This is a genomic window from Rhodococcoides kroppenstedtii (assembly GCF_900111805.1).
Classification (GTDB): Bacteria; Actinomycetota; Actinomycetes; order Mycobacteriales; family Mycobacteriaceae; genus Rhodococcoides; species Rhodococcoides kroppenstedtii.
Map to the genome: position 1 here is coordinate 91,730 of NZ_FOJN01000006.1, position 13,748 is coordinate 105,477.

General features: G+C 69.3%; 11 protein-coding genes and 1 pseudogene. 6 read left to right on the plus strand and 6 right to left on the minus strand.

All coding sequences use genetic code 11. The features are described from left to right. The first annotated feature begins 4 nt into the window (after positions 1-4). The 6 genes from yidC to BMZ18_RS09005 all read left to right on the plus strand — a co-directional run bounded on the left by yidC (position 5) and on the right by BMZ18_RS09005 (position 5,618). The gene (gene yidC, locus BMZ18_RS08980) at positions 5-1,090 is read left to right on the plus strand and encodes a membrane protein insertase YidC (protein ID WP_068365481.1); all 1,086 of its coding nucleotides are present in this window, start codon (positions 5-7) and stop codon (positions 1,088-1,090) included. A gap of 70 nt (positions 1,091-1,160) precedes the next feature. After that, on the plus strand, positions 1,161-1,736 hold the full coding sequence (locus BMZ18_RS08985) for a Jag family protein (RefSeq protein ID WP_068104414.1): 576 nt from the start codon (positions 1,161-1,163) through the stop codon (positions 1,734-1,736). 197 nt (positions 1,737-1,933) lie between these two features. Further along, positions 1,934-2,635, plus strand: coding sequence for a 16S rRNA (guanine(527)-N(7))-methyltransferase RsmG (rsmG, locus tag BMZ18_RS08990; protein ID WP_068365480.1), 702 nt, complete (start codon positions 1,934-1,936; stop codon positions 2,633-2,635). A 52-nt stretch (positions 2,636-2,687) separates the two neighbouring features. Then, positions 2,688-3,698: a ParA family protein gene (locus BMZ18_RS08995; protein WP_068365479.1), complete on the plus strand. Its 1,011-nt coding sequence runs from the start codon at positions 2,688-2,690 to the stop codon at positions 3,696-3,698. Further along, complete coding sequence (locus BMZ18_RS09000) at positions 3,695-4,690, plus strand: ParB/RepB/Spo0J family partition protein (RefSeq protein WP_068365478.1); 996 nt, start codon at positions 3,695-3,697, stop codon at positions 4,688-4,690. The genes BMZ18_RS08995 and BMZ18_RS09000 overlap by 4 nt, the downstream gene beginning before the upstream one ends. Before the next feature lie 211 nt (positions 4,691-4,901). Beyond that, complete coding sequence (locus BMZ18_RS09005) at positions 4,902-5,618, plus strand: hypothetical protein (RefSeq protein ID WP_068365477.1); 717 nt, start codon at positions 4,902-4,904, stop codon at positions 5,616-5,618. 7 nt (positions 5,619-5,625) lie between these two features. Here BMZ18_RS09005 and BMZ18_RS09010 read toward each other — a convergent pair whose 3' ends face one another. The 6 genes and pseudogenes from BMZ18_RS09010 to BMZ18_RS09035 form a co-directional block, all read right to left on the minus strand. Next, positions 5,626-6,816, minus strand: coding sequence for an N-acetylmuramoyl-L-alanine amidase (locus BMZ18_RS09010; RefSeq protein ID WP_068365476.1), 1,191 nt, complete (start codon positions 6,814-6,816; stop codon positions 5,626-5,628). Positions 6,817-7,039: 223 nt separating this feature from the next. Next, entirely contained in the window at positions 7,040-7,372 is a 333-nt protein-coding gene (trxA, locus tag BMZ18_RS09015; RefSeq protein ID WP_068365496.1) for a thioredoxin, read from the minus strand. 44 nt (positions 7,373-7,416) lie between these two features. Further along, a complete protein-coding gene (gene trxB, locus BMZ18_RS09020; protein ID WP_074922105.1) occupies positions 7,417-8,421 on the minus strand; it encodes a thioredoxin-disulfide reductase in 1,005 nt (334 codons plus the stop codon). 108 nt (positions 8,422-8,529) lie between these two features. Beyond that, the gene (locus BMZ18_RS09025; RefSeq protein ID WP_068364903.1) at positions 8,530-9,204 is read right to left on the minus strand and encodes an RsmA family anti-sigma factor; all 675 of its coding nucleotides are present in this window, start codon (positions 9,202-9,204) and stop codon (positions 8,530-8,532) included. 125 nt (positions 9,205-9,329) lie between these two features. Beyond that, a pseudogene (gene sigM / locus BMZ18_RS09030) lies at positions 9,330-9,893 on the minus strand (RNA polymerase sigma factor SigM); the annotation flags it as partial. A gap of 81 nt (positions 9,894-9,974) precedes the next feature. Beyond that, positions 9,975-13,742, minus strand: a complete 3,768-nt coding sequence (locus BMZ18_RS09035) for a murein biosynthesis integral membrane protein MurJ (protein WP_068364909.1) — start codon at positions 13,740-13,742, stop codon at positions 9,975-9,977. Positions 13,743-13,748: the final 6 nt, after the last annotated feature.

Sequence of the window (13,748 nt, forward strand, 5' to 3'; positions counted from 1 at the left end):
AGTCGTGCTCGACTTCATCTATTACCCGGTATCCGGAATCCTCTGGGTCTGGCACAAGGTGTTCGGTGCCGTCCTCGGCGCGGACTCCGGTTTCGCCTGGGCCCTGTCGGTGGTGTTCCTCGTGTTCACCCTGCGACTGCTGCTGTACAAGCCGTTCGTGAAGCAGGTGCGGACGACCCGCCAGATGCAGGAGCTGCAGCCGCAGATCAAGGCGCTCCAGAAGAAGTACGGCAAGGACCGGCAGAAGCTCGCGCTCGAGATGCAGAAGCTGCAGAAGGAGCACGGCTTCAACCCGATCATGGGCTGCCTCCCCGTGCTGGCGCAGGCGCCGGTGTTCATCGGCCTCTTCCACGTGCTGCGGTCCTTCAACCGCACCGGCACCGGTCTCGGACAGCTGGGTCTGAGCCCCGAGGTCAACGCCAACACTCCGAACTACTTCTTCAGCGTCGACGACGTGCAGTCGTTCCTGTCGGCCCGTCTGTTCGGTGCGCCGATCTCTGCGGCGATCACCTCGCCCGACTCCGTGCTGATCGCGTTCGAACCGTTCGGCGGCATCCCGTCGGTCTGGCCGATCGTCGCGGTGTCGGTTCCCCTCATGATCATCGCGTCCGTCGCCACGCACCTGAACTCGCGGGCGTCGGTGGCGCGGCAGTCCGAGGCCGCGGCCGCGAACCCGCAGGCCGCGATCATGAACAAGCTCGCCCTGTACGTGTTCCCGTTGGGTGTGCTCGTCGGTGGTCCGTTCCTGCCCGTCGCGATCCTGCTCTACTGGGTCAGCAACAACGTGTGGACCTACGGGCAGCAGCATTTGGTCTTCGGCCGGATCGACAAGGAAGAGGCGGCCGCCAAGGAGGCTGCCCTGGAGCGACGGAACGAGAACGCGCCGAAGCCCGGTGCGCGCCCCGAGCTCACGAAGAAGAAGCCTGCGCCCGGTGCCAAGCCGGTCCGCCCGGCGGCCTCGTCGGACAATGACTCGACGGCAGCGTCCACCTCGTCGTCTTCCTCGTCCGGTAACGGCGGCGCGACCACACCGAAGAAGAAGAAGACCCCGCCGGGGAAGGTGCGGCCGAAGAATCAGCGACGTCGGTGACCGCGCTGATCGGCTCTCCCCCACACCACTCGGAACCACCCAGCCCGATCGGTCTGCGCACCGATCGACGATGCGAACGGAAGCTGCCACTGTGACCACCGATGCACGGACCGACCCGGCCGAGCCGACCACCGACCAGACCACCGACCCCTCGGTGGTCGCCGACTCCGACACCGACGACGGCGAGGACTACCTGGTCGAGGAAGGCGAGATCGCCGGCGATTACCTCGAGCAGTTGCTCGATGTGCTCGATTTCGACGGTGACATCGATCTGGACGTCGAGGGCGATCGCGCCGTGGTCTCCATCGACGGGGGGAAGGATCTCACCAAGCTCGTCGGCCGCAAGGGCGAGGTGCTCGATGCCCTCCAGGAGCTGACCCGGTTGGCCGTGCAGCAGAGCACGGGCGAGCGCAGCAAGCTGATGTTGGACATCGCGGGCTGGCGCGCGGCGCGTCGGCAGGAACTCACCGAGCTGGGGACCGCGGCGGCGCAGCGAGTCGCTCGCGACGGGGGCCGTGAGGCGCTCGATCCGATGACGCCGTTCGAGCGCAAGATCGTGCACGACGCCGTGGCAGCCGTCTCCGGGGTCACCAGCGAGAGCGAGGGCGCCGAGCCGCAGCGGCGGGTGGTCGTCGTCAAGGAGTGACGACGACGCGGGATCGGACGAGATCCCGGAGCTTCGAGGACGGGGTGCGACCGAGGTCGCACCCCGTTCGTCGTTCACGGACGGTCTCGGTTCGGACATGTCGTGCCCTGCCATTACAGTGCGACGGTGCGCCTTGGCGCGACGTGACGGTGAATGACACGAGTGTGATTTCACGCGCCCCGAGACGACGCGAGAGGATGTTTCACGTGGAACACGACAGCACGGACGAAAACGCGGAGTGGGTGCACGATGCCATCGAGCGCGTGTTCGGCGATCGTGCGGACCTCGCGCGCCAGTACTGGACCTCGCTCGGTACCGACGGTGTCGAGCGGGGACTCATCGGTCCTCGCGAGGTACCGCGCTTGTGGGAGCGACACTTGCTGAATTGTGCGGTGGTGGGTGAGCTCGTACCGGACGGTGCGTCGGTGGTCGACGTCGGCAGTGGGGCCGGTCTCCCCGGTATTCCCCTCGCCATCGCACGGCCGGACCTCACGGTGTTCCTCGTCGAGCCTCTCCTGCGACGGTCCGTGTACCTCGCGGAGATCGTCGACGCGCTCGGTCTGACTGCCACGGTCGTACGGGGTCGCGCCGAGCAACCCGGGGTGGTGAAGGAGGCCGGCGGCGCCGACGTCGTGACCTCCCGTGCCGTCGCGCCGCTGGAGAAGCTGGCCCGATGGTCACTTCCCCTCGTCCACGAGGGCGGTGTGATGGTGGCACTCAAGGGGAGCACAGCGCAGGACGAGATCGATCGCGATCGGACTGCACTGACCCGACTGGGGGCTGTCAACCCGGAGGTTGTGGTCTGCGGTCAGGGAGTCGTGCAGACACCCACTATCGTGGTGCGTGCGGAGCGCGCGCATCGTAGCCATCGCCCCGCACGGCGGTCCGCCGGGAACTGACGGCGCATGCGGTTTGTCCGCCCGCAGTCACCAAAGCTATGAAGGAGCCTGCATGTCGGGTGAGTCGACCAACCACGTTTCACGTGAAACACCTCGTACCGTTTCACGTGAAACGTCGGCGGGGACCCGCGGTAGCGAGGGTGCCGGCGATCCGTACGGCTACTCGCCGATGACCACCGACGACACTCCCATCGGCGCCGCCGCTCAGCGCGCCAGCGAGGTCTTGCATCCGGGTGGTGCATCTCTGCCGAAGCCGGCCCGCCGCCGCGTTCTCACGATCGCCAATCAGAAGGGCGGCGTCGGTAAGACCACGACCGCGGTCAACCTCGCTGCCGCCTTGGCCCTTCAAGGTTTGTCGGTGTTGGTCGTCGATCTGGACCCGCAGGGCAACGCGTCCACGGCGCTGGGTGCTGACCACACCTCGGGCACGCCGTCGAGTTACGAGCTGTTGCTCGGTGAGATCACGGCCACGGAGGCCATCCAGCGCAACCCCAAGAACCCACGTCTCATGTGTATCCCCGCGACGATCGATCTGGCAGGTGCCGAGATCGAGCTCGTGTCGATGGTCGCGCGGGAAGGCCGTCTCAAGACTGCCCTCGCCGACAGCGCACTCGACGGTCTCGGTATCGACTTCGTCCTCATCGACTGTCCGCCGTCGCTCGGATTGCTCACCGTCAACGCGATGGTGGCGGCCTCGGAGGTACTGATCCCCATCCAGTGCGAGTACTACGCGCTCGAGGGCGTGGGGCAGCTGCTGCGCAACATCGAGCTGGTTCAGGCCCACCTGAACCCGGCGCTGCACGTCTCCACCGTCATTCTCACGATGTACGACGGCCGGACCAAGCTCGCCGATCAAGTGGCCGACGAGGTTCGCGGGCATTTCGGCAGTGCCGTTCTGAAGTCCGTGATTCCCCGCAGTGTGAAGGTGTCGGAGGCACCGGGGTACGGGATGACCGTGCTGGACTACGACCCGGGTTCACGGGGAGCGATGTCGTATCTGGATGCGGGACGTGAGATGGCGGCACGCGCCGCGGCGAACGACGGTCGGAAGGGTGAGGCATGAGCCAGACGCGCAAGGGCGGCTTGGGCCGAGGTCTCGCGGCGCTGATTCCCACCGGGCCGGGTCAGGGTTCCGGGCTGGGCACGGCGGCCGCGGACGTCGTCATCGGGGGCGATCCGACGGCAGCGTCGGCCCAGACCCCCACTCCCCCGGTCGTGATCGCCGAGGAGGATCTCGCTCCCGCCGGCGCCACCTACCGTGAGATCCCGCCGAGCGCGATCGAGCCGAACCCCAAGCAGCCGCGCACCGTCTTCGAGCAGGAGGCTCTGGACGAGCTGGTGCACTCGATCCGTGAGTTCGGGTTGATGCAGCCGATCGTGGTGCGCGACATCGGCAGCGGACGGTTCCAGCTGGTCATGGGTGAACGCCGGTGGCGCGCCAGCCAGGAGGCCGGACTCACCGCGATTCCGGCCATCGTCCGCGACACCGCCGACGACACGCTGTTGCGAGACGCACTGCTCGAGAACATTCATCGGGTGCAGTTGAACCCCCTCGAAGAGGCCGCCGCTTATCAGCAGCTGCTCGAGGAGTTCGACGTGACTCATGATCAGTTGGCGGCTCGATTGGGCCGCTCGCGTCCGGTGATCACCAACATGATCCGTCTGTTGCGACTCCCCATCGCCGTGCAGCGGCGCGTCGCGGCGGGCGTTCTGTCCGCCGGACACGCGCGTGCCCTGCTGTCCCTCGAGGCCGGTGCCGAGGCGCAGGAGGAACTGGCTGCACGCATCGTTGCGGAGGGGCTGTCCGTTCGGGCCACCGAGGAAGCCGTGACGCTGGCCAATCGAGAGGGTCCGGCCGGGCCGGCACCGGCGCCGCGCCGCAAGCCGATCCAGATGCCGGGGCTGCAGGACGTGGCCGAGCGGCTGTCCAATTCTTTCGACACCCGTGTGACGGTGAGTCTGGGCAAACGCAAGGGCAAGATCGTGGTCGAGTTCGGCTCGGTGGACGACCTCGAGCGCATCGTGGAGATGATGGAGCGTCAGAAGTCGTCCTGATCGCGACAATCCTTGGTGCCGAGACACCGGGTCGAATCGTCACTGTGACGATACGTGGCTGTGTGGCATGTAAGCCGTTGTCCCACAACGGGATCGGATGATCCGTCGCCCGTGCACGGGACAATGGGCACCATCGCCTATTCTGAAGTGCGTCACATCGGTGCGGAGCCCGTCGGCTCCGCGCGTCGGGGTACGGAGGGTGAGTCCACGCGTGTCCATCGTCGTTTCCACACTCACGCTCGGCGGGTTCGGTGCGCTTCCGGCGCACGATCGGCGGTGCGCCTTCTGGACGATGGATCCGACGGCCGACGTGTCGGTCGACTCGCTCGATCCAGAGTTCGAGAAGGAAGCATGGTTGTCCATGCTGATGCTGCAGTGGGGACCGTGCGGACAGGTGGCCACCGGCGGCACCGACTCGGCGGTCCCGGCGTCGTCGGATGCGCTCGGGTGTGCGCTCTACGCGCCGCCGGACTCGGTCCCTCGGGTCACCCACTTCCCCACCGCACCGGTCAGTCCGGACGCCGTGCTCCTGACGTCCCTCTCCACCCCGCCGATCGACGACGCCGGCCACGCCGACGATGTGCGGGAGGCGTTGCTCGGTGCCGTGGTCCGCGATCTGATCAACCGCGGTGTTCGCGCGCTCGAGTCCTTCGGGCTGCGGCGTACCGACGACGACGCGGTCGCATCACCCGACGGCCGGTCCGTCACGCCGTGTTGTCCGGCAACGTGCATGACCGACGCGGCCTACCTCGAGAAGTACGGGTTCGAGGTGATCGCTCCGCACCACCGCTACCCCCGGCTCCGGCTCGAGCTCGACCGGGACCACGGGTGGAAGGAAGACGTCGAAGCAGCGCTCGACCGCCTGCTCGAGGCCGCGGCCATCACGGTGGTGGAGCAGGACGCCCGCGTGGCCGTCGGCGTGCGGTGACCGCCGCTCAGGCGCGCTCGGCCGCGGCCAACTCGTAGGCCAGCAGTTCTGCGAACGTGAACGTGCCGGTCGGCTGATCGTCCTGACCGAGTAGGTAGAGCCGCTTCACCGCCACCAGAATCGCTTCGGCGAGAATGTCGCGCTGGCGTGGATCGGTGAGCACCGCCACGTCGTGGTCGTTGGTGAGATAACCGAGGTCCAGTTGCACCGTCGGCATGTTGGTCAAGCGCAGCAGGTCCCATGTGCGTCCGTGAGAACGGCAGTCCTGCAACGAGGTTCGCGCCACGATCTCACGCTGGATGTACCCGGTGAGAACCTGACCGATGAGCGAGGCCGAGCCGTGGGAGTTGCCGAAGTGGAAGCTCGCGACGCCCTCCGCCACGGGGCTGGAGTGAGTGCTGCAGCGCAGCGAGATCATGAGATCCGCGCCGATGGAGTTGGCCGTCTCGGCGCGCTGCGCGATGCTCGGATCCGTGCCCCGCGGCCGGGAGAGGTAGGTCTCCATCCCGGTGGCGGCCATTCGGCCCTCGAGCCGACCGGCCAGATCCCAGAGGATGGCCTCCTCGGTGTTCGTTCCCTCCGCAGTGGTGACCACGGCGCCGGTGTTCTCACCGCCCAGGCCCGGATCGATGACGATGCGCTTGCCCGTGAGCTGAGGTCCGGAACTGCGGACCAACTCCTCCTCGGAGATGGCGTGCGGTGAGCCGCCCGTGACGCGCGGACCCAGCAGTTCCAGCGCCCGCAAGGTGGCCGGCCCGCAGATGCCGTCGGCCGACAGCCCGATCTCTTCCTGGAACGACGACAGGCTCTCGTGGGTCTGCGCGCCGAAGTACCCGTCGACACGGCCGTCGTAGAAGCCGAGGTCCTGCAGGCGGCGCTGCAGGGTGGCGACGTCGTCGCCGTAGAGCGGTGCGGCGAGCTGGTAGATCAGCGTGCGCGCGCCGAGCCGAAAGGACGCTTCCTTGATGGAGCGGTAGGTGGCGGTGTCCACCTCACCGGTCACCAGCAGGCCGCGCTGCTGCTGGAACGCCCGCACGGCCTCGTCCAGCCGCACGTCGAAGGTGACGTCGGGTTCGGTCCACGCCGCGCCGGCCTGCGCATGTGCCGCGTCGACGGGAGCCAGGAAACCGAGGGTGCTCAGAATGTCCCTGATCTCCGCGACGGCCGGGCCATGATCGCCGTGACGGAGTGGTTTCATGCTGTTCGGCCCTTTCCTCGTGTCCACCGGACTCTCACACCTCCGGTGTGAACCGGACTCTGCACTCTCTCCGGTGTCCACCGGACGCGGACACCGTCCGTCGTGTGCAACCGTCCGATTGTCTCAGACGATGATGCGCGTCCGACAATCGTCGGCTGCACCTAGGGCACGACGCCCGGCGTGTCGCGCACACCGGGCGTCGTCGACGAAGCAGAACGAGCAGTCAGGACAGGATGTCCTCGAGGTCGCGCAGGAGCGCGGCCTTGCCCTTGGCACCGACGATGGTCTTCACGGGCTCACCGCCCTTGAACAGGATCATGGTCGGGATCGACATGACCTTGAAGTCCCGCGCGGCCTTCGGGTTGGCGTCGATGTCCAGTTTGGCGACGGTCAGCTTGTCACCGTGCTCACCGGCGATCTCGTCGAGGACCGGGGCGACCATCTTGCACGGGCCGCACCAGGTGGCCCAGAAGTCCACGAGCACGGGCTTCTCGCTCTGCAGGACCTCGGAGCCGAAGGTGTCGTCGCTGATGGTGACGGTGTTGGTGTCGGACATGTGCTTCTCCATCGAGGGGTCGGGGTGTGGGGGCAGGGGTAGGACTAGACGCTCACGGTGTCGACGTCACGGTCGGCGTTCTCGACCGTGTTCTCGGTGATCTCGCCCTGCTCGGCGAGCCACCGCTCGGCGTCGATGGACGCCGAGCAGCCGGTCCCGGCGGCGGTGATCGCCTGCTGGTAGACGTGGTCCACCAGGTCACCCGCAGCGAAGACGCCGTCGATCGACGTGGCTGTGGTGGGGGCCTGAACCCGCACGTAGCCGTCGTCGTCGAGGTCGACCTGTCCGCGGACGAGCTCGGAACGGGGGTCGTGGCCGATGGCGACGAAGATCCCGGTCACGTCGAGCACGCGCTCCTCGCCGGTGACGGTGTCCTTGATCTTCAGCCCGGTGATGCCGGTGTCGCCCTGCATCTCGAGCACCTCGGCGTTGGTAACGAAGGAGATCTTCTCGTTGCTCTTGGCCCGCTCGAGCATGATGCGGGAGGCGCGGAACTCCTCGCGGCGGTGCACGATGGTGACCGAGCGCGCGAACCGCGTGAGGAACGTCGCCTCCTCCATCGCGGAGTCGCCGCCGCCGATAACGGCGATGTCCTGATCGCGGAAGAAGAAGCCGTCGCAGGTGGCGCACGCGGACACACCGCGGCCGAGCAGTTCCTGCTCACCGGGAACGCCGAGGTAGCGGGCGGCGGCACCCATCGCGAGGATGACCGCGCGAGCGGAGTACACCGTGCCGTCGACGGTGACGGTCTTGACGTCGCCGGTCAGGTCGAGGGCCTCGACGTCCTCGGTCCGGATGTCGGCTCCGAAGCGCTGAGCCTGCTCACGCATCTGCTCCATGAGGTCCGGGCCCATGATGCCGTCGCGGAAGCCGGGGAAGTTCTCCACCTCGGTGGTGGTCATGAGAGCGCCACCGAACTGGGTGCCCTCGAACACCAGCGGCTTCAGCTCCGCTCGGGCCGCGTAGACCGCCGCGGTGTAGCCGGCCGGGCCGGACCCGACGATGATCAGGTCGTGGATGTCCGAGTCGTGGGCGTTCGGGGTCGTCATCTTCGCCTTCCGTGGTGAGAGTGTCGCGTACGAGGACGCGGTCGGCAGAACACGCGGTGTACCGCCCGTAATCGCCTCAACACTAGGTCAGCGGTGATTGTTCCCCGGTCAGCCGATGTCGGCCCGCGCGACGGTGTCGGGGAATCCGGGTCCGCAGCGGGGTCCGACGGCGAGCGCGACCAGCGCACCCGGAGCCCCGCCCGGTAGCACCAACAGCGTCGCGTCCCGTCCGTCGAGCGAGATCGGGCCGGACCCCAGAACCCGGGTGTCGGCGGCGACCTCGTTGGCGGCGAGACACGCCGCGAGGGCCGACGGGTCGGCGAGCGGCCCGTCGTCACGCCGACCGATCAGCGTTGCCACGTCGGCGCGGGTGACGGAATCGGGCGCGGCTACCGTCGTCGGCGCGGGGCCGGATCGTGGCCACCACGTGAGCAGGGCACCGACGCCGATCACGAGGGCCACGGCGGCCGCGGCGGCACCGATCGCGTGGCGACGCGCGACGCCGGTCGGGGGCGCTGCGGCGAGAGCCGCGTGGAGGCGCGCCTCGACAGTGGCCGGTATCGGTTCAGCGGCGCCGAGATCGGTACCGCGCTCGCGCAGGAGGCGTTGCACCTCGTCCAAGCTCTGCACGTATTCCCTGCTCTCCCGCGAGGCCAGGAGGCGCGGGCGCAGGTGCGCGGCCTCGGCGTCGGACAGGGCGCCGGCATGGAGATCGGCGAGCTCGTCACGCCCGGGTGCGGACCGCCCCGTCGGCTCACCGGGCCGCTCGCCGTCACTGGTCATGCCCTCTTGGACGCACCACCGCCGGGTTCGGTTCCCGCCGACGGACGAGTCGACCCGCGACGTGCGGGGGAGAAAGTCCCGACATCCGAGACAGCCGTGGCGCGCGGATCCTGGCCCGTCCCGTCGTCCGTCCGCACCGTGCGGAGCACCTCGGCGAGCTTCTGGCGCCCGCGGGCGCAGCGGCTCTTGATCGTCCCCGGCGGCACCCCCAGCGCGGCGGCGGCATCGGCGACGGAATAGCCCTCCATGTCGACGGCGACGATCGCGGCTCGCTGGTCGGGTGGGAGGGTGAAGAGGGCTCGCTCGACCACCATGCTCAGGTCCAGATCGGCGTAATGGTCGGACGGATCCCGCGGTTCGCGCACGTCGTCGTCCAGCGGAACGGTGGGTCGGACCCGATTGCGCCGGATGCGATCGAGGCAGGCATTGACCACGATGCGATGCAGCCAGCTACGGACGGCGGCGTCGGCCCGGAACGAGTGGGCGGTCCGATGGGCGCTGAGCAAAGCGTCCTGCAGAGCGTCGGCGGCGTCCTCGGCGGAGTAGCTCGCCCGCCGCGCCGTCAGCCACAGATGATCCTGATGACGACGAACCAGGACGGCGAACGCCGTTCTGTCCCCCGCGATATGCGCCGCCAGCAGCTCGCCGTCCGTGGCGTCACCCCCGGCGACTCCCCCCATGAGTCGCACGCGCGGAGACTAGCCGAGAACCGAACCGTCCTGGCGGTACGACGACATGCTTGTGACCGCGCACGACGCGGCGCCGACCGGTCAGCCCGCGGTGACGGTGATGTCGGCGATGGAGCTCTGGTTGCGGCCACCCTGCGTGCTGAGGTCCGTGATCCACACGAGCAGGTACTCCGTGGGCCCGTCCGGCGTGACGGCGATGTCGGTCCGGCCGTTGCCCAGCGTGGCCTGCCCGATCACCTGGGTCTCGTCCAGCGTCGGTGAGGCCGACGACGCACTCCGAATCTCCACGACCGTGCCCGGCGAGGGCGAGTCGATCGACACCGAGCCGGGGGTCACGTCGCCGTCGAGCGTGGCCAGGATGCCGACACCGCTCTTGAGCGACGGGAAGGGGTTGAAGTACGAGTCCGTCTGCCAGACGGTCGCCGGATCGTTGTCGAGCACGTTGTCGACGGTCGCGGGACTGTCCGCGGTGCCCTGCGGGGAGAACACCTCCACCGAGGAAATGGCCACCGGGGTGGGCGCCGCGGGCGCCGCCGGGGCGGCCGGATCCTCGGGCGCGACCGCGGAGGTGGTCAGGCCGAAGTTCTGCTCGGTCAGCGGCTCGTCCGTCCCACCGCCGGCGAGGAGGTTCGCCAGCCACCAGCCCACGAGCCCGAGGACCAGGACCGTGAGTGCACCGAGCCCGGCCAGCACGATCAAGGTCCGGTTGGACTTCGGGTCCGACTCGTCGGGATCGGCGAGGGCGTGGCCCGTCGCACCCGGCGGCCGCTGGCCCAGGCGCAGGGCCGGGATGTAGTCCGTCTTCTCGTTGACGACGGCCGCCTGGCCCAGGATGTGCTGCACCGTGGCGGCCGTACGGATGCCGCTGTTCTGCTCGAGGGCACGCACGGCGACGGCGGACACCTCGAACGGAATGTCGGAGCGGATCTCGCGCGGGTCGACCGGCGCCCCTGCCGCGGTGCGGTCGGCCAACGCCATGCCGCCGACCGATCCGGTCTCGCGCGGATCGCCGAGCGGCCATCGGGCGGTCACCAGCGCGTACAGCATGGCACCCAGGCCGCGGACGTCGGAGCTGGGATCGGCGTCGGCGAACGTCGCCGGGAACGCCAGCACCGCGTCGCCCTTGACGCTGATCCGCACTCGGTCGGGATGGTCGATGGACAGGGCACCGCCGCTGCGGTGGGCCTGCTCGGCGGCCGCGGCGAGGGATTTGATGGCGTTGGCCGCGCCGAGCGGCGACGGCGTGGTGTCGGCCATCTCGCGCAGCGATCGTCCCCGGGTCCACTCGGCGACGACGATGCCGCCGGAGCTGCCACGCACCACGTCGAGCACGCGGGCGAGACCCGGCGAGGAGATCCGGCCGAGTCGCAGAGTGCGGGAGAGGACGGCCTGTGGGCCGTCGCCGCGGGTGTCGTCCGCACCGCCGTCGGCGCGTTGCTCGGAGTCGACGAAGGTGAGTGCCACCTCGCGGTCGAGTTTGACGTCGTGGGCCTGCCAGAACTTCAGACCGCGGGCGCCGCCGTGGGGCGCGAGCAGACGGTAGCGACCGCCCGCCACCGACGCACCCGGCACCAGCTTGGGTCCGCGCAGCGGGGCTCGCGGCGCGTCGGCCGGAGGTACGGCGGGCGGGAGCGGCGGGGATCCGGCTCCGGGGACGCCCGTCGTGGCCGGATCGAGCGGGGCCTCCTCGGTCGTCTCGGCTGCGTCGGCCCGCCGGGACACGTCGCCGTCGGTCACGGCCGTACCCGCGTCGGTGGTGGCGTCGTCGTCGGCCGGCGCCGGGGATGGGGCATCGACGGTGGTCGGGGCGTCGTCCGTGCGGTCGGTCTTCACGCCGCTGTCGGGCCGGGCGGGGCCGTCGTCCCGGGTCGCCTGACCGCGGGTCGCCTCGTCGTCGGTCACGGACACTCCTTCGTCACGTCTGGTGGAACCGGTGGGGACCACCGGGAGAATCGTGGTGAGGGATTCGTCCGGGGGCACGTTCTGGACCCGTCGGACCGAACGTCGGTCACCGGCCGTCCCGGGGGCCTCACGCCCCACAGGGTACGGGAGCGGTCCGCCCCGGGGCGCCGGACCGAACCCGCCGGTCGGTCGACCGACCGGCGGGAGGTCGGGGCTGCCGATCGCAGGGATGAGCTCGGTCTCGGCGAACATCTGCGCATCCGCCGGGGGCGCCGGTGCTGCGCGACCGAGGCGGCGTCGCACGGCGACGATCACGGCGTCGATCTCGGGGATCCGTGCCCGCACGAGACACAGACCGGTGACCAGCAGCATGACGGCGCCGTCGAAGAGCACGCGGAGCAACGCGGCCGGTCCGGTGAGGCGGTCGAGGCCGAGGAGGGTGTCGGCCAGCACCACGGCGAGCATGCCGACGGCGGTGGCGAGCACGGTGACGACGACGGTGCGCCGGACGCCGTCGAGACGCAGGTCGCCGAGGGTGCGGCGCAGGAGCATCCAGCCGATGATCGCGCCCGTCAGATACCCGAGGCCGTTGGCCGCACCGAGGAGCAGGACCACGGATCGGTCCGACGACGCGACGAGCGGCGCCAAGGCGGAGAGGCCCACCTTGACGGCGGTGATGCCGAGGACGATCCACGTCGGGGTCCACGCCTGCTCGCGCGCGTAGAACACCCGGAGATGGATGAGCACCAGGGAGTAGGGCACGAGGGTGAAGGCGGACCAGCTCACCGCCTCGCCGAGTCGGGCGGCGTCGGCGCTGCCGAAGTTGCCGTAGCCGTACAGCGCCTCGCCGACCTGCGGTCCGGCGACGGTGAGGAAGCCGATGACCGGCACCAGGGCGAGCATGGTCAGGCGGGTGGCGACGGACAGATCGTCGACGACGGCGGGGACGTCGCGAGCGGCGGCGTTGCGGCTCAGGCGCGGCATGATCGCGGTGAGCACGGTGACGCCGAGGACGCCGTAGGGCAGCTGCAGGAGGATCCAGGCCTGGTTGTAGATGACGGGCCCAGCGGGGTCGACGTGCGAGGAGATGCGGGTGGCGACGACCATGCCGATCTGGCTGATCACCACGTAGAGCACGATCGCGACCGCCATGCCGCCGAAGCGCCGCAGCCGATCGTCCAGACCCCACAGCGGGCGGAGATCGATCCGGTTGCGGCGCAGAGCCGGGATCAAGCTGGTCGCCTGCACCACGACGCCCAGGGTGATACCGAACCCGAGGACGAGCAGTTTGGGGTCGCTGATCCGCACCGGGTCGAGCGAGATCTCCCCCGGCATCAGCAGATACACGACCAGGACGGCGAGGACCACGAGGTTGTTGAGCACCGGCGCCCACGCCCCGGGCTTGAAGTTCTGCCGGGTGTTGAGGATGGCCGTGAACAGCGCCGACAGCCCGTAGAACAGGATGGCGGGCAGCAGGAGGAACAGCAGGGCGGTGGTGAGGGCCGTGTTCACCTGGCCGTCGTCCGAGAGAAAGACGTAGCGCGTGAGCAACGGCGCGGCGGCCGTGGCCAGAATCGCGGCGAACACCAGCATGGTCAGCGCCGCTGTGAACAGCCGACGGACGAACGCGCGTCCCCCATCCGCGTCCTCGGACTCCGCGCGGACGAGGACCGGCACCACGATCGCGGTCAGCACCGCGCCCAGCACCAACTCGGCGATCATGTTGGGGATCAGGCTGGCGACGGTGTACGAGCTCGCCACGGTGACGCCGAGGACGGTCACCAGGAGCAGCTGTTTGACGAAGCCGGTGATCCGGCTGCAGAGCGTCGCGAACGCGATCGCGCCGGTCGCGGACAGCAGCCGGGAGCCGCCGCCCCTCTCCACGGCACGCGTGTCCGCGGCGCCCTGGTCTGCGGCGCTCGTCTCGGCGGACGTGGACCCGCTCATCGCGTC